Here is a 20,239-nt window from a genome sequence, read left to right as displayed (position 1 = left end):
GGTTCCGGCCACCCGCCACAGCAGGCGCCTCAGCCCCATGGGTGACGCGACAAACGCCTGTGACGCCGCGCGATGCCCGGGCTGGGATACTGGGGACGATGAGGCCCACCTACCCCGATGTCGAGCTCGCCCTGCTGTCCCGCTGGCCCGAGACGCGGCTCGAGCCGTCGCTCGACCGGATCCGCGCCATCTGCGAGCTGATGGGCGACCCGCAGCGCGCCCAGCCGGTGATCCAGCTGACCGGGACCAACGGCAAGACCTCGACGAGCCGCATGATCGACGCGCTGCTGCGCGCCCTCGACCTGCGCACGGGCCGCTTCACCAGCCCGCACTTGCAACGCATGAACGAGCGGATCTGCGTCGACGGCGAGCCGCTCTCGGACGAGCTCTTCGTCGACGCGTACGCCGACGTGGCGATCTACGCCGACCTCGTCGACCAAGGCCAGCCGCACCCCTTGAGCTTCTTCGAGATGCTCGTGGCGATGGGCTACGCGGCGTTCGCCGACGCCCCCGTCGACGTCGCCGTCGTGGAGGTCGGCATGGGCGGCGCGTGGGACGCCACCAGCGTCGCCGACGCCTCGGTCGCCGTGATCACCCCGATCGACGTCGACCACGCGTCCTTCCTGGGCGACACGCCCGCCGACATCGCGGTGGAGAAGGCGGGGATCATCAAGCCCGGCTCGCGCACCGTGCTCGCCTCGCAGCCCGAGGAGGTCCTCGAGGTCATCATGGGCCGCGCGAACGAGGTCGGCTCGATGCTCGTGCTCGAGGGTGCCGACTTCGGCGTCGAGTCCCGCACGGCCGCGGTCGGCGGCCAGGTGCTCACGATCCAGGGCGTCAAGGGCCGGTACGAGGACATCCTGCTGCCGCTGCACGGCGCGTTCCAGGCCCGCAACGCCGCTCTGGCGGTGGCCGCCGTCGAGGTCTTCACCGGTGACGCCGAGCTCGATCCCGACCTGATCCGGGCGGGCTTCGGCGCCGTCACCTCCCCGGGACGGCTCGAGGTCGTGCGCCGCAGTCCCACCGTCGTGCTGGACGCCGCGCACAACCCTCACGGGGTGCGGGCGATGGTCGAGTCGATCAGCGAGGAGTTCGCGTTCAGCCCGCTCATCGGCGTCGTCGGCATCATGGCCGACAAGGACGCCGAGGAGATCCTGCGCGAGCTCGAGCCCGTCGTGGCCCACCTCGTCTGCACGCAGAACAGCACCGAGCGGTCGCTCGCCGCCGCCGACCTCGCCGAGATCGCCAGCGGGGTCTTCGGCCCCGAGCGGATCACCGTCGTGCCCCGGCTCGACGACGCGCTCGAGCGGGCCATCGGGCTCGCCGACGCGTCCGGCGAAGACTTCGGCGACTCGATCGGCTCCGGCGGCGTGATCGTCACGGGCTCGGTCGTCACGGTGGGCGAGGCCCGCACGCTGCTGCGTGGCGGTGAGTCGCAGTGAGGCACATGTGCGCGGCGATGCTGTCGCTCCAGGCGATCATCCTCGGCCTGTCCATCCCGGTGATGATCGCGGTCGAGGACGTCTCGGCGCCGCTGGCGTCGCTGATCGGTGGCGGGCTGGCCGTGCTGTGCGTCGTCGTGGCAGGTCTGCTGCGGCACCCGTGGGCCTACTGGGTCGGCCACGGGATCCAGGTGGCCACGATCCTCACGGGTTTCCTGGTGCCGATCATGTTCTTCATCGGGCTGATGTTCGCCGCCCTGTGGCTGGGTGCGTTCTTCCTCGGCCGCAAGATCGCGGCCGACAAGGCCCGCTGGGCCGCCGCGGAGGAGTAGGAAGAGTCCCGCGATGTGACGTGGCTCACCATGTTCCCCGGTACGGTTGAGGCATGGTGCGCGTGCTCGTGGTCGCTGACGAGATCTCGCCGGTGATCCATGACGCCGGCGTCCGTCGGCTGCGCCCGGACGTCGTGCTCGGCGCCGGCGACCTGCCGTGGGACTACCTGGAGTTCCTGTCCTCGATGCTCGACGTGCCGGTGGTGTTCGTCCCGGGCAACCACGACCCCGCGGTGGAGGCGCCGCTCTCGGGCTTCCGCGGCTGGCTGACCAGCAACGGCCTGCCCCAAGAGGATCCGCGCCCCCTGGGCGCCGTGAACGCCGACGAGTCGGTCGTCGACGTGGCCGGACTGCGCGTCGCGGGCCTCGGCGGCAGCATTCGCTACAACGACGGCCCGAACCAGTACACCCAGGACGAGTTCGCCAAGCGGGCCAAGCGCCTCATGAAGGTGGCCGCGAAGCGCGGGGGAGGGGTCGACGTGCTGCTCACCCACTCGCCGCCGCGCGGGCTCGGTGACGGTGACGACGCGCCCCACCACGGCTTCGAGGCGCTCCACGAGGTGGTCGAGACCCTGCGGCCCACGTGGCACCTGCACGGTCACATCCACCCGTTCGGCCAGCCCCAGCCCGACCGGGTCGTCGGCGACACCACGATCCGCAACGTCGTGCCCTACAAGCTCCTCGAGATCGAGTCGGTGCTCGACCCGGTGGGCGGTCATGGCTGAGTCCGGCTCTCCCCGGATCGACGCCGAGAGCGACTTCATGCGGGCTCGGCGCCTGCAGACGCTCTCCGCCCTGGCCGCTCGCCTGCGCGGCGAGGGTGGCGAGGGCACCCGTGCGCTCTCCTTCGACGAGGTGGTGGACGCGCTCGGCCGGCGCGGCGAGCGCAGGATCGGGCTGCACCTGATCCCGCTCGACGCGATCATCGGCTCGGTCGACAAGGTGCGCGACTTCGACCGGCGGTTCCGGCCCACCTCGGACAAGAGCCGGGCGCGCTGGGAGCGGATCGCGCGTGCCAGCCGGATCGGCGGGGAGATCCCGCCGATCGACGTCTACAAGCTGGGCGACTACTACTTCGTGCGCGACGGCCACCACCGCGTGTCGGTGGCTCGCGCCCTGCGGCTGCGCCTCATCGAGGCCGAGGTCACCGAGGTGCAGACCCTGCTGGAGCCGCGCGACATCGGCCGTCGTGAGGACCTCGAGCTGAAGCACTGGCGCAAGGTGTTCCTGCAGCGCGTCCCGCTGCCCCCGGGAGTGCGCGACAAGGTCCGCGTGACCAAGCCGCACGGCTACGGCGTGCTGGCCGAGATGGTCGAGGCGTGGGCCGCCCGCACGATGCAGGCCGAGGCCCAGCTGATGGACAAGAAGACCATGGCGCAGCGCTGGATGGACGAGGAGTTCCTGCCGGTGCTCGAGCTGGTCGACGAGGCCGGCCTCAAGGGCGAGGACGAGACCGAGGGCGACGCCTACATGCGCGTGTCGGGTGAGCGGTACCGGCTGATCCGCGAGCACGCGTGGGACCGCGAGATCATGAAGCAGGTGGCCGCGGGCAAGCGGCGGCGGCGCAAGTCTCGCTGACCTGCGCCGCGCCCGCCCCGGGTCTCAGTGGGTGATGTTCTCGCCGGACTGGGCGTCGAACACCTGGATCTTGCTGGAGTCGACGTACAGCTCGGCGCTCTGGCCGCCGGCGACCTTCGACTCGGCGCTGAGCCGGGCGTTGACCTGCGTGCCGTCGCCGGCCATGTCCTGCCCGGTGTCCTTGGCCAGGTCATCGAGGTCGGCGTTCGCCGCCCCGCCCTGCACCGTGAAGTAGGCGTAGACGTCCGAGCCCATCTGCTCCACGAGGTCGACGTTCACCTCCACCCGCGCGCCGGGCACGTCGGAGGACACCAGCGAGGCGTCCTCGAAGTGCTCGGGCCGGATGCCCACGATGACGTCGCGGCTCGCGCTGCCCGACCGCAGCGCCTCGCGATACGCGTCGGGGACCGGCAGGTCGCCGATGGAGGTCGACAGCGACTCGCCCTCGATCGTGGCGGGCAGGAAGTTCATCGACGGGCTGCCGATGAAGCCCGCGACGAACAGGTTGTTGGGGTTGTCGTAGAGGTCGGTCGGCGAGCCCACCTGCTGGATCTTGCCGGCGCGCATGACCACGACCCGGTCGCCCAGCGTCATGGCCTCGGTCTGGTCGTGCGTGACGTAGACCGTGGTGGTGCCCAGCGTCTTCTGGATCCGCGCGACCTGCGTGCGCATCTGCACGCGCAGCTTGGCGTCGAGGTTCGACAGCGGCTCGTCCATGAGGAACGCCTTCGGGCTCCGCACGATGGCGCGGCCCATGGCGACGCGCTGGCGCTGGCCGCCCGACAGGTTGGACGGCTTGCGGTCCAGGTGCTGCTCCAGCTCGAGCATCTTCGCGGCCTCGGCGACCTTCTCCTTGATGGTGGACTTGTCCACACCGGCCAAGGTCAGCGGGAACGCCATGTTCTCGTAGACGGTCATGTGCGGGTACAGCGCGTAGGACTGGAACACCATGGCGATGTCGCGGTCCTTCGGCGCCTTGTCGTTGACGACCGTGCCGTCGATCTTGAGGTCACCGGTGGTGATGTCCTCCAGCCCCGCGATCATGTTCAGGGTGGTGGACTTACCACAGCCGGACGGGCCCACCAGGATGATGAACTCGCCGTCGGCGATCTCGAGGTTGAAGTCCTCCACCGCGAGGGCTCCGTCGGGGTACCGCTTGACCACGTGGTCCAGGACGATTTCAGCCATGATGATTCCTTTCAGCCCTTGACGGCGCCGCTGGTGAGGCCGGCAACGATCCGGCGCTGGAAGAAGAGGACGAAGATGACGATCGGGATGGTGATGACCACCGCGGCTGCGGCGATCGCCTGGGTGGGCTTCTCGAACGTCGTGGCGCCGGTGAAGTAGCTCAGGGCCGCCGGCACGGTGCGCGAGCGCTCACTGGAGGTCAGCGAGATGGCGAACAGGAAGTCGTTCCAGCAGGAGATGAAGACCAGGATGGCCGTGGTGAAGACGCCGGGCATCGCCAGCGGTGCGATCACCTTGCGGAACGCCTGGTAGGGCGTGGCGCCGTCCATCTTGGCCGCCTTCTCCAGCTCCCAGGGGATCTCGCGGAAGAAGGCGCTCAGGGTGTAGATCGCCAGCGGCAGGGCGAACGTGATGTAGGGGATGATCAGGCCGAGCCAGGTGTCGAACAGCCCGATGCCGGTCAGGATCTTGAACAGCGGCGTGACCAGCGCGATCTGGGGGAACATCGCGATCATCAGCGACGCGCCCACGACGAACTTCTTGCCCGGGAAGTCCAGGCGAGCCACGGCGTAGGCCGCCATCGTGCCCACGACGATCGCGATGAACGTCGAGATGAGGCAGATGCCGATCGAGTTGATCAGGGCTCGGGTGAAGCTGTCGTTCTGGAAGATCGCCTCGTAGTGCTCCCCGGTGTACTGGCTCGGGAAGAAGCTGCCGTCGTTGAGGATCGCGTCGGGCTTGACCGACAGCGAGATGATCCACAGGACCGGGATGAACGCGTAGATGAGGACGATCGCGTTGACGCCCCACCAGATCGCCTTGCGCTTCGGTGTCTCCACTGCCGTGCTCATGGTCATCGCCTCCCTTCATCGGAGCCCGGCGCCGCGGCGCCGAACAGCTTCACGAAGATGAACGCGATGATCGCGATCGTGATGAAGATCAGCACCGACATCGTGGAGCCGATGCCCAGGTTGAGCCCTCGGATGAGGTTGTTGTACGCCACGATCGACACGCTGGAGGTGTCGTTGGCTCCGCTGGTCAGCACGTAGATGTTGTCGAAGACGCGGAAGGCGTCCAGCGTGCGGAACAGCACCGCGACCAGAATCGACGGCTTGATGAGCGGCACCGTCACCTTCCAGAAGCGCTGCCACGGGGAGGCGCCGTCGATCGAGGCCGCCTTGAGCAGGTCCTCGGGCACGAGCGCCAGGCCGGCCATCAGCAGCAGGGCCATGAAGGGGATGGTCTTCCAGACCTCGGCCAGCACGATGATCCAGAACGAGGACCAGTGGCCGGTCAGGGGTGCGTTGTCCCCGGCCAGCCAGCCGATGTCCTGGCTCCAGGCGAACCGCCAGCTGAACGCCGCGACGACCGTGACGATCGCGTACGGCACCAGCGCCGAGGTGCGGATGAGCCCGCGTCCGACGATCGTCCGGTGCATCACGATGGCCAGCCCCATGCCCAGCACCAGCTCGAACGCCACGCTGACCACGGTCAGCAGCAGCGTGAAGCCGAAGGCGCTCCACCAGATGTCGCTGGTGAGGACCGTGACGTAGTTGTCCAGGCCGACGAACTCGTTGTCGTCAGGGGTGCGCAGGTCCGCGCGGAACAGCGACAGCCAGATGGCGTACCCGATCGGGTACGCCGTGACGGCCACCATGAGGATCACGGCCGGCGCCACGAGCATCAGGCCCAGCCGGCGCTCGGCCTTCTTGCCCTCGCTGTAGCGCTGACGTGCGATCTCAGCACTCTCGTCGTCCGTGCGGGACTCGACCGGTGCGGTCGTGGTCATGGCAGGATCCCCTTCCCCACAATGGCGTCGTTGATCGCCGTGTCGAGCTCCTCGGCCGTGTTCTCACCGTCGATGCTCGACGGGGGCGAGAGTGTGGAGGAGATGATCGTCGAGATGTTCTGGTAGACCGGCGAGATCGGACGCGAGCTGGCCGCCTCGAGCGAGTCCAGGAGCACCTGGCCCTGCGGGTAGGCCTCCTTGAACTCCGCCTCCTCGAACACCGACTCGATGACGGGCGGCTCACCGGCCGTCAGCGAGTGCTTGAGCTGGTTCTCGGGGGAGCGCAGGCACATGGCCGCCTCGAACGACTCCTCCGGGTGCTCGCTGAACTTGCTGATGGCGAAGTTCATGCCGCCGACCGTGACCTTGGACGGCTGGCCCTCGACCGTGGCCGGGAACGGCGCGAACGCGAGGTCCTCGGCGATCTCGGGGCTGGCCTCGCGCATGGCGCTGAGGACGTACGGCCAGTTGAGGCTAAAGGCTGAGGCGCCGTTCTGGAGCTGGGCGAAGACCTCGGGCTCCTGCGAGTTCGACAGCGACGCGTTCGCCAGGCCCGACGTCGCGAGCTTGTTCAGCAGATCCAGCGCCTGCACGGTCTTGTCGTCGATCGTGGTCTCGGTGCTGTCCTCGTTGACGATCGTGCCGCCGAACGAGGAGAGGATCGTGTTGAACCCGACGACGAGGCCCTCGTAACGGGCACCGGTGAAGCCGATCTCGTACGGGTCGCCCTCGGCCTTGAGCTTCTCGGCCATGTCGAACATCTCGTCCCACGTCTTCGGCGGCTCGCCGTTGCCCACCTTGTCGACGAGCGACTTGCGGTACCACATCAGCTGGGCGTTGGTGTGCTTCGGAATCGCGTAGAGCTTGTCCTTCCACGTCGCCGTCTCGAGCGGCACGGCGAGCGTGCCCTCGGACGCCTCGGCGCGCTGCGCGTCGGTCAGCGGGAGGATCCAGCCGGCCTCGGCGAACTCGGCGGTCCAGACGACGTCCATGCCGATCAGGTCCATGCCGGTGTCGCCCGCGGCGAGGCGGCGGACCATCTGCTCGCGCTGACCATCCGCGTCGCTGGGAACGAGGTTGCCCTCGATCTTCCACTTGCCCTCGGCCTGCTCGTTGCAGCCGTCGATGAGGTCCTGGAATCCCGTGGCGGACGCGCCGCCGAAGAGGTTGATGGTCGGGACCCCGCCCTCGTCACCGCCGCCACAGGCAGCCAGTGTCGCCATGAGGGTTGCGGCGGCAGCCAGCCCTATTCCACTGCGCGTCTTCCTCGATCGCCTAGTCACGTGCACCACCCGACCTTCCCCCGAGATCCTGCGGCGTGCGACTCGTGGAAATGTGACGCCGCTCACATGAAACTACGGCGGGTGGAAGAACGCCGCAAGTCCGGCGAGCGGGCGAACCTTCAGCCGGGGGCGATCCAAGCCGTGGTGTCGGTGGGCAGGCGGTGCCCCTCCAGCGGACCGCTCACGGCCAGGAGCTCGCCGTGGGGAAGGTCGATCGGATCCGCGCCGAAGTTCGTCACCACCTGCACCCGGCGACCGCCGGAGCCCACGACGGTGAACGCCAGGAGGTCGTCGGAGCCCTCCTGCCAGTGCAGCTCGCCACGGCCGAGGCCGTACTTGCGGCGCACGGTGAGCAGGCGCCGGTAGAACTCCAGCGTGCTGCCCGCGACGCCGTCCTGGCGGTTGGGCGCGAGGTCGCCGTACACCTCCGGCTGCGGCAGCCAGCTGCGGCCGGTGGGGGAGAACCCGAACGCGGGCTGGTCGGCGTGCCACGGCACGGGAACGCGGCAGCCGTCGCGGCCCACGTCCTTGCCCTCGGTGCGCGCGAACGTGGGGTCCTGGCGGACCTCGTCGGGCAGCGTCGTGGCCTCGGGCAGGCCGAGCTCCTCGCCCTGGTAGAGGTAGGCCGAGCCCGGCAGCGCGAGCATGACGCCCGTGGCGGCCCGCGCGCGGCGCAGGCCCAGCTCCGCATCGGGCTGGGGGTCGTCGGGACCGATGCCCAGCACGCGGGTCGCCCGGTCGATGTCGTACGACAGGCGCGACGCGTGACGCGGCACGTCGTGGTTCGACAGCACCCACGTCTGCGGCGCGCCGACGGCCGCGGTGGCCTCGAGTGCGGAGGTGATGGAGTCCCGCTGGTGCTGCGCCCTCCACGGGGTCATGAGGTAGCCGAAGTTGAACGACTGGTGCAGCTCGTCCGGCCGGACGTACTTGGCCAGGGACTCCTCGGGCACGACCCACGCCTCGGCCACCAGGATGCGGTCGGCGTCCTGGCCCTCGACGCGGTACTCGTCGACGAGGCGGCGCCAGTCGCGGTAGACCTCGTGCACGGCGGGCTTGTCCCACATCGGCTGGGCGGAGGTCGGGTGGATCGCGAGGTCGTAGTCGTCGGGCGCGTCCGGCAGGCCGGGCTCCTTGTGCAGCCCGTGCGCCACGTCGATGCGGAACCCGTCGACGCCGCGGTCGAGCCAGAAGCGCAGGACCGAGCGGAACTCCTCCTGGACCTCCGGGTTGTTCCAGTCGAAGTCGGGCTGGCTGGGGTCGAACAGGTGCAGGTACCACTGGCCGGGCGTGCCGTCGGGGTTCTGCACGCGGGTCCACGCCGGGCCGCCGAAGTTGCTCTCCCAGTTGTTCGGCGGGAGGTCGCCGTTCTCGCCCCGGCCGTCGTGGAAGATGTAGCGCGCGCGCTCGGGGCTGCCGGGATCCGCCGCGAGGGCCTCCTGGAACCAGGCGTGCTGGTCGGAGGAGTGGTTCGGGACGAGGTCGACGATGACGCGCAGGCCCAGCTCGTGGGCGCGGGCGGCCAGTGCGTCGAAGTCGGCGAGCGTGCCGAACAGCGGGTCGACGTCGCGGTAGTCGGCCACGTCGTAGCCGGCGTCGTTCTGCGGGCTCGTGTAGAACGGCGACAGCCAGACGGCGTCGACGCCGAGCGCGACCAGGTGGTCCAGGTGCGCCGTGATGCCCGGCAGGTCGCCGATGCCGTCGCCGTCGGAGTCCGCCCACGAGCGCGGGTAGACCTGGTAGATCACGGCGTCCCGCCACCAGGCGGGGGTGGTGGTGTGGGTGCTGTCGACCATGGGAACTCCTTGGCGAGCGCGGAGGGATAGGTTGGGCACATGACGCAGCGCACGCTTGTTCTCATCAAACCCGATGCCGTGGCCCGGGGCCTCGTGGGGGCCGTGCTCTCGCGGTACGAGGCCAAGGGATTGCGCATCGTGGCGATGGAGCACCGCGCGATCGACGCCGAGATGGCCGACGCCCACTACGCCGAGCACACCGAGCAGCCCTGGTACCCGCCGCTGCGCGAGTTCGCGGTGTCCGGCCCGCTCGTGGCCCTGGTGCTCGAGGGCGACGAGGCGATCGAGGTCGTGCGTGCGCTCAACGGCGTCACCGACGGCCGCAAGGCGGCGCCCGGCACGATCCGGGGCGACCTGTCGCTGTCCAACCGCGAGAACCTCGTGCACGCGTCGGACTCCGAGGAGTCCGCGGCGCGCGAGATGAGCCTGTGGTTCCCGGGGTTGTGACCCCATGGGCCCGCCGTTGATCCAGGCCTGCATCAACGGCGCGCGTCCTCCCGCAGTCCATCCGGCACTGCCCGTCACCCCGGTCGAGATCGCCTCGGACATCGCGGCGGTCCTGCGGGCCGGGGCCGACGGCGTCCACGTGCACCCCAAGGACGTCGACGGGCTCGACACCCTCGATCCCGACGCCGTCGACGCCGTGATCACGGCGGCCCGCTTCGTCCTGCCCTCGAGGCCGATCGGCGTCACCACCGGCGCGTGGGCCCTGCGCGACCCGGCCGCACGGGTGGCGGCCGTCCGCCGCTGGAGCGTGCTGCCCGACCTCGCGTCGGTCAACTGGCACGAGTCGGGGTCCGAGGCGGTGACCGCGGCGCTGCTCGAGCGAGGCATCGGCGTGGAGGCGGGCCTGTGGACGGTCGACGACGTCCGGGAGTGGGCCGTGTCGCCCCTGCGCGACGAGGCCGTCCGTGTCCTCCTCGAGCTGCCCGAGGGGATCGGCGACGCCCAGGTCGTCATCCTCGCCCAGGAGATGCTCGACGTGGTGCGCGAGGTCGCGCCCGCCGTCCCGGTGCTGCTGCACGGCGAGGCGCACTCCGCCTGGCCGACGCTGCGTCATGCGCTGCGCCTCGGCCTGCAGGCCCGCATCGGGCTGGAGGACACCCTGCAGCTGCCGGACGGCTCGATCGCCCCGGACAACGCCGCCCTGGTCCGGGCTGCGCGGTCGTTCGCCGACCAGCAGGCGGTGGACGTCGGCCTGCCCGAGCAGGACGACTCAGCGGTCTGACGGAGCCTGCTCCGCGAACTCCCCGTCGAGCCACGCGACGCGCCGCTCCAGCCAGCGTCGCAGCAGGTCGACCTCGTTCCGCCAGCCCTGGCCCACGTCGACGGCCGGGTCGGAGTTCGCGAACACGTACACCTCGGGGTCGTTGTCGAGGGCACTGGCGGCCACCGGCAGACCGGGGCCGTCGACCTCCGGAGGGCTGAAGTTGTCGACCGCGTCGTCGGCGATCACGGCCGCGCGCTCGTCGACGAAGTCCCCGATGGTGGACAGATCCTCGGACACCTCGGTCCAGCGCTGCGCCACGCGCTCGGCGAAGTCGGGGTCGGACATCAGCACGTTGAAGTAGTGCCCCTGCGGCTCGTTCCAGACCTGCGTGGGCGAGAACGCGCGACGCCAGGCGGGGTCGTCGCTGATCGCGTACCAGGACCGCTGGAGCCACCAGCCCTTCGGATGGTCGAGGCGCCACGAGCCGTTCCGGCGATTGCCCTGCGAGGCTGAGAAGTCCCACGGAGGCCCCAGCGCCAGCGTGCCGTCACCGCGCAGCACGAAGTACACGTCGTCGTAGAGCGGGCTGCCCAGGTTCTTGGTCACCTCGTTCAGCAGGTACCACTCCACGAACGAGTCGACGTCGATGCGGTCGCGGTACCCGTTGCCGGGGAAGGCCGGGTCGTAGAGCAGGTCCTCCACGGCCTGGAAGTCCGCGGCCACCTCCTGCGGGTCGGCTTCCTGCGGGTCGGCGACGTGGACGCGCAGCCCCCGCTCCGTGCGGAACCGCGGACCCTCGAGGTCGCGCGCGTCGGCCAGCAGCAGGACGTCGTCGTCGGCGAGCTCCGCGCGACCCTCCTGCGCGGTCGGGACCTCGCCGAACGAGTACAGCCCGCAGGGCGTGCCGTTGATCTCGAGGTTCGCCGGGACGAGCCGCGGGACCCAGTCGATCCCGAGCCGCCGGGCGATCTCCATCGCGGAGGCGGTGCGCAGCAGGGACCGGTCGGCGAACTCGTCGAGCAGCACCCAGTCGCGCGACGCCGGGAGTCCGAGCACGGAGGCGGGGTCGACCAGCTCGACGGCGTAGGGGCGCTTGAGGCCGTTGAACGGGTTGGCCGTCGCGGAGACGCGGACCTCGGCATCGAGCTCCTGCTGCTCCCCGTCGGAGGCGGTCACGGCCAGCTCCACGGACGGCGGGTCCGTCGCGCTCGTGACGAGGTCGCTGCACGGGGCGGCGGGCTCGGTGGCGAGGTCGTCGGTGGGGACGGTGAGCCGCACGGTCGCGACCCCGTCGACCTCCACCTGGGGCTGCCCGCCCGTGGTCTCCTCGGCTGCCTCCGGAGCTGTGGCCTCGGGTGCCGCGCGGACGTTGACGACGACGACGAGCGCGAGGAGGGCCAGGGCCAGCAGGGCCGCCAGCGCCACGGCGGTCGTTCTGGTCCGGCTCATGGTCCGACGATACGTCCCACGCGTCACGGGAGCACTCAGGAGCCCCCGGCGCCGAGACGGACGACGAAGGAACCGCAACCGAGGGTTACCGCCCGGTACGGTGTCGAGGTGAACCGATGGATGCCTTGGGCGTGGGCCACGGTCGTGGGCCTGCTCTACAGCCTGATCTCCCTGCTGTCGTGGCGGCGACTGACCGTGAACTCGTGGGACAACGCGATCTTCGAGCAGGCCGTCAAGGCCTACTCGCGGTTCGAGGCGCCGATCGTGCCGGTGAAGGGACCCGGGTACAACATCCTGGGCGACCACTTCTCGCCGATCGACGCGCTCCTCGCGCCGGCGTACTGGCTGTTCCCCTACGGGCAGACGCTGCTCGTCGCGCAGGGGCTGCTGATCGGCCTGTCGGTCGTGCCGATCACGCGCCTCGCGGTCGACCGGCTCGGCCCACGCGTGGGGTGGACCATCGCGCTGATGTACGGGCTGGCCTTTGGCTTCGGCAACGCCGTGGTCGCCGACTTCCACGAGGTCGCGTTCGCGGTGCCGATCCTGGCGATGGCGGGCGTGGCGTTCGTGGAGCAGCGGTACAGCGCCGTCGTCTGGTGGTCGCTGCCGCTGCTGCTGGTCAAGGAGGACATGGGCGTCACCGTCGCCGCGGTGGGCGTGGCGCTGTGGCTCGCCGGCGAGCGCAGGCGCGGACTGCTGCTCGCCCTGGGCGGGGCCGTCGCGCTCGTGCTGGTCGTGTGGGTGATCATCCCGGCCTTCAACACCGGTGGCGGGTACGACTACACCGGCAACCTGGGCGGCGAGGTGGGTGTCTGGGAGACGCTCACCACGGAGGCCGACCGCAAGCTCCTGACGCTGCTGCTGACCTTCGGCGTCACCGGCTTCGCGGCGCTGTGGTCGCCGTGGGCCGTGGTCGCGGCGCCCACCTTCCTGTGGCGATTCCTCGGCGACGTCGAGTACTACTGGGGCACCGAGTGGCACTACTCGATCGTCATCATGCCGATCGTGTTCGTCGCGATGATCGACGCGATCGGCAAGCGCCCGAGGCTGGAGTGGCCGGGTGTCGTGCTGGGCGCCGCGGTCAGCGGCTACCTGCTGGCCGGCGGGCCGGTGGTCAAGCTGCTTGAGCCCGAGACGTGGGACGCGTCGCCGCGGCGCGAGGCGATGCAGGAGGCGATCGCCACGATCCCCGAGGACGCCGTCGTCGAGACCGACATCGCGGTCCTGAAGTACCTCACCGGAAGCCACGACGAGGCCTACTGGATCGGCACGATCGGCGACGTCGTGCCCGACTACATCATCTTCGACCGCAACCTCACGCAGACCGACCCCATCCAGCACGGTGCCGAGCACGGTGCCTCGTACGAGGTGGTCTTCGAGCGCGACAACTACGTCGTCGCCCGCAAGGTGGGCTGATCTCGATACGCGTCTCGCTGCCCTGGCGATCGGCGTCCGTTGTCGGTGGTGATCTCGATATGCCGCTCGTTCCTCGCGAGCTACTCGATCACCGGGCGGGCGAGTCGGTGATCGAGTGCCGGCGAGCGGAGCGAGACGGTGTATCGAGATCGGGCACAACGACGAACGCCGCCCGCTCCAAGGAGCAGGCGGCGTTCTCGGCTTCAGACCGTCACGGGTGGGTCATGCTCATGACGTCCAGGGCGGCGTCGAGGTCGGCCTCGCTGATGTCGCCGCGCTCGACGTAGCCGTCCTCGATCACGACCTGGCGGATCGTCTTGCGCTCCTTGACCGACTTCTTCGCGATCGCGGCGGCGTTCTCGTAGCCGATGTGTCGGTTGAGCGGCGTCACGACCGACGGGCTCGACTCGGCCAGCTCGAGGCAGCGCTCCACGTCCGCGGTGATGCCGTCGATGCAGCGGTCGGCCAGCGTGGTGGAGGCGTTCGCCAGCAGGCGCATCGACTCCAGGATGTTGCGACCGATCACCGGCAGCATCACGTTGAGCTCGAACGAGCCGGAGGCGCCGGCGAACGCGATGGCGGCGTCGTTGCCGATGACCTGGGCGCACACCATGAGCGTGGCCTCGGGCAGCACCGGGTTGACCTTGCCGGGCATGATGCTCGAGCCGGGCTGCAGGTCGGGCAGGTGGATCTCGCCCAGACCCGTGCGCGGGCCCGAGCCCATCCAGCGCAGGTCGTTGTTGATCTTGACCAGGCTCACCGCGATGGTGCGCAGCTGGCCCGACATCTCGACCAGGCCGTCGCGGGCGCCCTGCGCCTCGAAGTGGTCGCGCGCCTCGGTCAGCGGCAGGCCGGTGCGCTCGGCGAGGATCTCGATGACGCGCTGCGGGAAGCCCTTCGGGGTGTTGATGCCCGTGCCCACGGCGGTGCCGCCGAGGGGGACCTCGGCCGTGCGGGGCAGCGAGGCCTCGACGCGCTCGATGCCGCGGCGGATCTGCGCGGCGTAGCCGGCGAACTCCTGGCCGAGGGTGACCGGCGTGGCGTCCATGAGGTGGGTGCGGCCGGACTTGACGACCTCGGCGAACTCGGTGGCCTTGGCCTCGAGGCTCGTCGCGAGGTGGTCGAGCGCGGGGACGAGGACCGTCAGGGCTGACTCGGTCGCGGCGACGTGGATCGACGTGGGGAACACGTCGTTGCTGGACTGCGAGGCGTTGACGTGGTCGTTCGGGTGGACCTCGATGCCCGAGTTCCTCGTCGCGAGGGTCGCGATGACCTCGTTCGTGTTCATGTTGCTCGAGGTGCCCGAGCCGGTCTGGAACACGTCGATCGGGAAGTGCGCGTCGTGGGCGCCCGTGGCGACCTCGTCGGCGGCGGCGACGATCGCGTCGGCCATCGCCTGGTCGAGGATGCCGAGCTCGGCGTTCGCGCTCGCGCAGGCGGCCTTGATCTGCGCCAGTGCACGGATCTGCGCCGACTCGATGGGCGTTCCCGAGATCGGGAAGTTCTCGACGGCGCGCTGCGTCTGGGCGCGATAGAGGGCGTCGGCGGGGACCTTGACCTCGCCCATGGTGTCGTGCTCGATGCGCCACTGAGTGTTGTCGGTCATGCCTCGCACCTTAGTGGGCCGCGGTCGTCAGGACGTTGAGAGGTCGGGCCTCAGCGGGTGCGGGCGGCGGTGGCCGCGATGGCGTCGACGAAGGTGCCGTACAGCTGGGCCGGCAGGTCGTGGCCCATGCCGGCGATCTCGAGCAGCTCGGCCCCGTCGATGGCCGCGGCGGTGGCCCGGCCGCCCGAGCGGTGCACGAGCAGGTCCTTCGAGCCGTGGATGACCTGGGTGGGCACCGTGACCGCGCCGAGGCGCTCGGTGCGGTCGGGCTGGGTGAGCACGGCGAGCATGTGGCGCGAGACGCCGCTGGCGATCCAGCCCCGGTCGTAGGTCTCCAGCGCGCGGGCGTGGGCCACGTCGTCAGGGGTCGGGAACGCGGGGGAGGCCACCGCCTTGCCGTTCCTGACCGAGAGCTCGGCGTACTCGGGGCGGGTGCGGCCCGCCGGCGCGAGCATCGTGCGCATGACCAGCGGGTGGATCCAGCCGACGCGGCGGCGACCCGTGGTGGACATGATCGACGTGAGTGAGCGGACCCGGTCGGCGTGCTCGACGGCGAGGGTCTGCGCGATCATGCCGCCCATCGAGACCCCCACGACGTGGGCCGCGTCGATGCCGAGGTGATCCAGCAGCGCCGCGGCGTCGTCGGCGAGGTCGTCGAGTCCGTAGGGCGCCGAGCCGCGGCCGAGGTAGGCCTTCACGATGTCGGTCCGGGACACCCGGTGGTGGCGCAGCTTGGTGGAGCGGCCGGTGTCGCGGTTGTCGAACCGGATCACGTGGAATCCGCGGGCGGCCAGCTGCACGCAGAATGCCTCAGGCCACCACGTCATCGGGCCGCCGAGACCCATGATCAGCAGGACCGGCTCGTCGCCGGGGTCGCCGAACGTCTGGTGGCACAGGTCGAGCCCGCTGGGCAGGTGCGCGAACGCCTCCTCGGAGACCGCGACGGACTCCTCGCGCGCCGGCCCTGGACCCATCGGCTCAGTGCTCGTAGTCGATGGAGGAGAAGGCCATCAGCTTCTGCAGGCGGTGCTCGCTGCGGATCGTGCGGATCGTGCCCGAGCGGGACCGCATGACGATCGACTCGGTGGTGGCGCTGCCGGCGCCGTACCGCACGCCGCGCATGAGGTTGCCCGTCGTGATGCCGGTGGCGACGAAGAAGCAGTCGTCGGCGGTGACGAGGTCCTCGGTGGACAGGATCCGGTCGAGGTCGTGGCCCGCGTCGATGGCGCGCTGGCGCTCCTCGTCGTCCACGGGCGTGAGGCGGCCCTGGATGACGCCGCCGAGGCACTTCATCGCCACGGCGGTGATGATGCCCTCGGGCGTTCCGCCGATGCCCAGCAGCAGGTCGACGCCGGAGTCGGGGCGGGCCGCGGTGATGCCGCCGGCGATGTCGCCGTCGGCGATGAACTTGATGCGGGCGCCGGTCTCGCGGATCTCGTGGACGAGCGCGTCGTGGCGGGGTCGGTCGAGCACGCAGACCGTGACGTCCTCGACGTCGAGGCCCTTGGCCTTGGCGACGATGCGGATGTTCTCGGCGGCGGGCAGGCGGATGTCGACCTTGTCGGCGGCCTCGGGGCCGGCGATGAGCTTCTCCATGTAGAAGACCGCGGAGGGGTCGTACATCGAGCCGCGCGGCGCGACGGCCATGACCGAGATGGCGTTGGGCAGGCTCTTGGCCGTGAGGGTGGTGCCGTCGATCGGGTCGACGGCGACGTCGCACTCGGGGCCGGTGCCGTCGCCGACGCGCTCGCCGTTGTAGAGCATGGGCGCGTCGTCCTTCTCGCCCTCGCCGATCACGACGACGCCGTCCATCGCGACGGTGTTGATCATCGACCGCATCGCGTTGACCGCGACGCCGTCGGCGCCGTTCTTGTCGCCCCGCCCGACCCAGCGGCCGGCGGCCATGGCCCCGGCTTCGGTCACCCGGACGAGGTCCAGGGCGAGGTTGCGGTCGGGGGCGGCCTCAGCGGGCTTCAGTCGGTCCACGCGGTCATCCTATCGGGCACGAAGGCTAGGCTGGCCAGCGCGACCGAACGGTTCTTCCCGGCACGACAGGAGCACGATGAGCGGGTACTCGCGCGGCAATCCGGCGATGGGCGACGTGGTGCGCTCGGTGCTCGTGCTCGGTGCCATCGTGCTGGGCCTGTGGTTCGTCGGCCGGCTGTTCACCGAGACGCCCGACAACCCCACCTCCGAGGTCGACTGGCGCGGTGCCGCGTCGGGCGTCGAGGAGCGTGCCGGGTTCGTGCCGCTCGTGCCCACCGAGCTGCCCGAGCGCTGGCGCGCCACGCGGGCCGAGCTGATCGACGACCGCTGGCAGCTGAACGTGGTGACCGACGACGACGAGTACGTGGGCCTGACGCAGCGGATCGGCGAGGCCGACGACCTGCCGAACCTCGTGGAGGACCGCGCGGCCGGCAGCAAGCCCGACGGCGAGCAGGAGATCGCCGGCACGACGTGGCAGGTGTTCTCCGGACCCGACGACTCCGTCACGTTCGGCGCCGTCGTGGGCACCGAGCTCGTGGTGGTCACCAGCGGCGCCGAGCGCCCCGTGGTGGAGGACTACGTGGCCTCGCTGGAGCCCTTCGCGTCCTGAGCCGGGTCGATCCGGGCCCGCGCGCCGTCGAGCCAGCGCTGGCACGCCTCGGCGAGCGCCTCGCCGCGCTCCCACAGCGCCAGCGACTCCTCGAGGGTCGTGCCCCCGGTCTCGAGCCGCTGGACGATCGAGACCAGCTCGTCGCGGGCCTGCTCGTAGGAGAGCTCGGCCGGGTCGGTGGGCGTGGGTTCACTCATGCGGGTGCTCCTGCAGGTCGGTGACGCGGACGGTGGCGTGACCGTCGGTGAGGTGGAGGACGAGGTCGTCGCCGGCGGCGAGCGTCTCGACGGACGTGACGGCCCGGCCCGACGGGTCGAGCGCGACGGCGTAGCCGCGCTGCATCGTGGCCAGGGGTGAGAGGGCGCGAACGCGGGCCAGGTGGTGGCCGACCTCGTCGTGGGCCCGGTTCAGCCGGGCGCGCATCGCCAGCCGGGCGCGCTCGCGCTGGGCGGAGACCACGTCCTGCTGCGTGTCGACGAAGGCCGCGGGAGAGCGGAGCACGGGTCGGCTGCGCAGGGCGGCGAGCCCGGCCGCCTCGCGGTGCAGGTGGGCGGCGACAGCCTGCCGGGCTCGTTCGCGGGCGGCGGCCAGCCCGGCCAGCTCGTCGCCGACGTGGGGCACGACGCGCTTCGCCGCGTCGGTGGGGGTGGAGGCGCGCAGGTCGGCGACGAGGTCGAGCAGTGGCACGTCGGGCTCGTGCCCGATCGCGCTGACGACGGGCGTGGTGGCGCCGTGCACGGCCCGCACGAGCGCCTCGTCGGAGAAGGGGAGCAGGTCTTCGAGCGAGCCGCCGCCGCGGGCGATGACGATGACGTCGACGTGCTCGGCGGCGTCGAGCTCGCGCAGGGCGCCGATGACCGCCATCGCCGACTGCGACCCCTGCATCAGCGCGTGGCGCACCTCGATCGAGGCGCCGGGCCAGCGGTCGTGCACGTTCTGCAGGACGTCGCGCTCGGCGGCGGAGCCCTTGCCCGTGACCAGCCCGATGGAGCGGGGCAGCAGCGGCAGCGGGCGCTTCCAGCGGGCCTCGAATAGGCCCTCGGCGGCCAGCAGCTGGCGGCGCCGCTCGAGCTGGGCGAGCAGCTCGCCCTCCCCGGTGGGGCGAATCTCCAGCAGCTTGAGCGAGAGGCGGCCGTTGGGCGAGTAGAACTCGGGCTTGGCGTGCACGATCACACGGGTGCCGTCGGTGATCGGGGTGGCGCTGGACTCGATCACGGCGCGGAACGCGATGGCACTGATGCTCATCGTGGCGGTGAGGTCGCGCAGGGTGAGGTAGTAGGTGTTGCCGCTCAGCTTCGGCTGGACGACCTCGGCCTCGACCCACACCGCGCCGAGGCGCGCGATCCAGCCCTGCAGCGCCAACGAGATGGAGCGCAGGGGAGCCGGGTTGTCCGCGCTCGTCTCCAGGGCCATGCGCCCACCCTATGAGGCGGCGCCGACGCTGCGGTCGTCATCGGCGGGTCGGTAGGCTGGGCGACATGTCCACTCAGGTCAATCTCGGCATGCCCGGAACGTCGGGCCAGGTTCTCTTGGCCGACCCGCGAGGTTACTGCGCGGGCGTCGACCGAGCGGTCATCACCGTCGAGAAGGCGCTCGACCTCTACGGCGCGCCCGTCTACGTGCGCAAGCAGATCGTGCACAACAAGCACGTGGTGAACGACCTCGCCGCGCGCGGCGCGATCTTCGTGGAGGAGCTCGACGAGGTGCCTCACGGCGCCACCGTCGTGTTCAGCGCGCACGGCGTCTCGCCGGCCGTCCACGCCGAGGCCTCCGAGCGCAGCCTCAAGACGATCGACGCCACCTGCCCGCTGGTCACCAAGGTGCACCACGAGGCACGCCGCTTCGCCTCTGACGGCTACCGCATCCTGCTGATCGGGCACGCCGGTCACGAGGAGGTCGAGGGCACCGCGGGCGAGGCTCCCGAGCACATCACCCTGGTCGAGCACCCCGACGACGTCGACGGCCTCGAGTTTCCCGAGGGCACCCGGCTGAGCTGGCTGAGCCAGACCACCCTGAGCGTCGACGAGACGATGGAGACCGTCCGCCGGCTGCGCGAGAAGTTCCCGCAGCTGGAGGATCCGCCCAGCGACGACATCTGCTACGCCACCCAGAACCGCCAGGTCGCGGTGAAGGAGATCGCCAAGGACGCCGATCTGGTGATCGTCGTGGGCTCGTCTAACTCGTCGAACTCCGTGCGCCTCGTCGAGGTCGCGCTCGAGGCCGGCGCCAAGGCGTCGTACCGCATCGACGACATCACCGAGATCGACGAGGCGTGGCTCGAGGGCGTCAGCACCGTGGGCGTCACCTCCGGCGCCTCGGTCCCCGACGACCTCGTGCAGGACGTGCTCGGCTACCTCGGCGAGCGCGGCATCGGCAACGCCAAGGCCATCCGCACCGCCGACGAGTCGCTCATCTTCGCGCTGCCGCCCGAGCTGCGCCGCGACATGAAGGCCGCCGCGCAGGCCTGACGCCTCGGTGGTCGTCTCGAGGTCACGTCATCGGTGTGATCTCGATACACCGTCTCGCTGCGCTCGCCGGCACTCGATCACCGAGG

20 protein-coding genes are annotated in these 20,239 nt (G+C 70.6%); 9 read left to right on the top strand and 11 right to left on the bottom strand.

Annotated features, from left to right (window positions below; translation table 11 throughout):
* Positions 1-98 precede the first annotated feature (98 nt).
* The 4 genes from ACY1JX_RS06275 to ACY1JX_RS06260 are packed head-to-tail and all read left to right on the top strand — an operon-like array spanning position 99 to position 3,352.
* Positions 99-1,442, top strand: coding sequence for a bifunctional folylpolyglutamate synthase/dihydrofolate synthase (locus ACY1JX_RS06275; RefSeq protein ID WP_462565576.1), 1,344 nt, complete (start codon positions 99-101; stop codon positions 1,440-1,442).
* A gap of 5 nt (positions 1,443-1,447) precedes the next feature.
* A complete protein-coding gene (locus ACY1JX_RS06270; RefSeq protein ID WP_181756198.1) occupies positions 1,448-1,774 on the top strand; it encodes a DUF4233 domain-containing protein in 327 nt (108 codons plus the stop codon).
* A 53-nt stretch (positions 1,775-1,827) separates the two neighbouring features.
* A complete protein-coding gene (locus ACY1JX_RS06265) occupies positions 1,828-2,499 on the top strand; it encodes a metallophosphoesterase family protein (RefSeq protein WP_462565575.1) in 672 nt (223 codons plus the stop codon).
* Complete coding sequence (locus tag ACY1JX_RS06260) at positions 2,492-3,352, top strand: hypothetical protein (RefSeq protein WP_462565574.1); 861 nt, start codon at positions 2,492-2,494, stop codon at positions 3,350-3,352. The genes ACY1JX_RS06265 and ACY1JX_RS06260 overlap by 8 nt, the downstream gene beginning before the upstream one ends.
* A gap of 24 nt (positions 3,353-3,376) precedes the next feature.
* Here ACY1JX_RS06260 and ACY1JX_RS06255 read toward each other — a convergent pair whose 3' ends face one another.
* The 5 genes from ACY1JX_RS06255 to ACY1JX_RS06235 form a co-directional block, all read right to left on the bottom strand.
* On the bottom strand, positions 3,377-4,540 hold the full coding sequence (locus tag ACY1JX_RS06255) for an ABC transporter ATP-binding protein (protein ID WP_462565573.1): 1,164 nt from the start codon (positions 4,538-4,540) through the stop codon (positions 3,377-3,379).
* A gap of 11 nt (positions 4,541-4,551) precedes the next feature.
* Positions 4,552-5,391 carry a carbohydrate ABC transporter permease gene (locus tag ACY1JX_RS06250; RefSeq protein WP_078701265.1) on the bottom strand — a complete coding sequence of 280 codons (840 nt, stop codon included), beginning with the start codon at positions 5,389-5,391 and terminating at the stop codon, positions 4,552-4,554.
* A gap of 2 nt (positions 5,392-5,393) precedes the next feature.
* Complete coding sequence (locus tag ACY1JX_RS06245) at positions 5,394-6,329, bottom strand: carbohydrate ABC transporter permease (protein ID WP_286929433.1); 936 nt, start codon at positions 6,327-6,329, stop codon at positions 5,394-5,396.
* On the bottom strand, positions 6,326-7,552 hold the full coding sequence (locus ACY1JX_RS06240) for an ABC transporter substrate-binding protein (RefSeq protein WP_286929434.1): 1,227 nt from the start codon (positions 7,550-7,552) through the stop codon (positions 6,326-6,328). The genes ACY1JX_RS06245 and ACY1JX_RS06240 overlap by 4 nt, the downstream gene beginning before the upstream one ends.
* A gap of 179 nt (positions 7,553-7,731) precedes the next feature.
* A complete protein-coding gene (locus ACY1JX_RS06235) occupies positions 7,732-9,408 on the bottom strand; it encodes a glycoside hydrolase family 13 protein (RefSeq protein WP_462565572.1) in 1,677 nt (558 codons plus the stop codon).
* A 39-nt stretch (positions 9,409-9,447) separates the two neighbouring features.
* On the opposite strand from ACY1JX_RS06235, the gene ndk reads away from it, so the two are divergent.
* Together ndk and ACY1JX_RS06225 are read left to right on the top strand one after the other, a co-directional pair.
* Positions 9,448-9,855: a nucleoside-diphosphate kinase gene (gene ndk, locus ACY1JX_RS06230; RefSeq protein WP_181754935.1), complete on the top strand. Its 408-nt coding sequence runs from the start codon at positions 9,448-9,450 to the stop codon at positions 9,853-9,855.
* A 4-nt stretch (positions 9,856-9,859) separates the two neighbouring features.
* Positions 9,860-10,636: a 3-keto-5-aminohexanoate cleavage protein gene (locus ACY1JX_RS06225; RefSeq protein WP_286929436.1), complete on the top strand. Its 777-nt coding sequence runs from the start codon at positions 9,860-9,862 to the stop codon at positions 10,634-10,636.
* On the opposite strand, the gene ACY1JX_RS06220 is transcribed toward ACY1JX_RS06225, so the two are convergent.
* Positions 10,625-12,067, bottom strand: a complete 1,443-nt coding sequence (locus ACY1JX_RS06220) for a CotH kinase family protein (protein WP_462565571.1) — start codon at positions 12,065-12,067, stop codon at positions 10,625-10,627. The genes ACY1JX_RS06225 and ACY1JX_RS06220 overlap by 12 nt on opposite strands.
* A 108-nt stretch (positions 12,068-12,175) precedes the next feature.
* Between ACY1JX_RS06220 and ACY1JX_RS06215 the strand changes: the two genes are divergently transcribed.
* Positions 12,176-13,483: a DUF2079 domain-containing protein gene (locus ACY1JX_RS06215; protein WP_462565570.1), complete on the top strand. Its 1,308-nt coding sequence runs from the start codon at positions 12,176-12,178 to the stop codon at positions 13,481-13,483.
* A gap of 211 nt (positions 13,484-13,694) precedes the next feature.
* Here the strand turns inward: ACY1JX_RS06215 and ACY1JX_RS06210 are convergent, their stop codons facing one another.
* The 3 genes from ACY1JX_RS06210 to glpX are packed head-to-tail and all read right to left on the bottom strand — an operon-like array spanning position 13,695 to position 17,075.
* On the bottom strand, positions 13,695-15,089 hold the full coding sequence (locus ACY1JX_RS06210) for a class II fumarate hydratase (protein WP_462565569.1): 1,395 nt from the start codon (positions 15,087-15,089) through the stop codon (positions 13,695-13,697).
* A gap of 50 nt (positions 15,090-15,139) precedes the next feature.
* Positions 15,140-16,063, bottom strand: a complete 924-nt coding sequence (locus ACY1JX_RS06205) for an alpha/beta fold hydrolase (protein WP_462565568.1) — start codon at positions 16,061-16,063, stop codon at positions 15,140-15,142.
* A gap of 4 nt (positions 16,064-16,067) precedes the next feature.
* Positions 16,068-17,075 carry a class II fructose-bisphosphatase gene (glpX, locus tag ACY1JX_RS06200; RefSeq protein ID WP_462565567.1) on the bottom strand — a complete coding sequence of 336 codons (1,008 nt, stop codon included), beginning with the start codon at positions 17,073-17,075 and terminating at the stop codon, positions 16,068-16,070.
* A gap of 76 nt (positions 17,076-17,151) precedes the next feature.
* On the opposite strand from glpX, the gene ACY1JX_RS06195 reads away from it, so the two are divergent.
* Complete coding sequence (locus ACY1JX_RS06195) at positions 17,152-17,685, top strand: DUF4245 domain-containing protein (protein WP_462565566.1); 534 nt, start codon at positions 17,152-17,154, stop codon at positions 17,683-17,685.
* On the opposite strand, the gene ACY1JX_RS06190 is transcribed toward ACY1JX_RS06195, so the two are convergent.
* Together ACY1JX_RS06190 and xseA are read right to left on the bottom strand one after the other, a co-directional pair.
* Positions 17,652-17,882 carry an exodeoxyribonuclease VII small subunit gene (locus ACY1JX_RS06190; protein WP_462565565.1) on the bottom strand — a complete coding sequence of 77 codons (231 nt, stop codon included), beginning with the start codon at positions 17,880-17,882 and terminating at the stop codon, positions 17,652-17,654. The two genes, ACY1JX_RS06195 and ACY1JX_RS06190, sit on opposite strands and share 34 nt — an antisense overlap.
* Positions 17,875-19,098, bottom strand: a complete 1,224-nt coding sequence (xseA, locus tag ACY1JX_RS06185; RefSeq protein ID WP_462565564.1) for an exodeoxyribonuclease VII large subunit — start codon at positions 19,096-19,098, stop codon at positions 17,875-17,877. Before xseA ends, ACY1JX_RS06190 begins: the two co-directional genes overlap by 8 nt.
* 65 nt (positions 19,099-19,163) lie before the next feature.
* On the opposite strand from xseA, the gene ACY1JX_RS06180 reads away from it, so the two are divergent.
* Positions 19,164-20,153, top strand: a complete 990-nt coding sequence (locus ACY1JX_RS06180) for a 4-hydroxy-3-methylbut-2-enyl diphosphate reductase (protein WP_286929444.1) — start codon at positions 19,164-19,166, stop codon at positions 20,151-20,153.
* The last annotated feature ends 86 nt before the right edge of the window (positions 20,154-20,239 follow it).

The sequence above is a fragment of the Aeromicrobium sp. JP4 genome, from assembly GCF_054957925.1.
The sequence above is the reverse complement of the archived record's forward strand: the minus strand, read 5'-3'. Positions and strand labels throughout refer to the sequence as shown.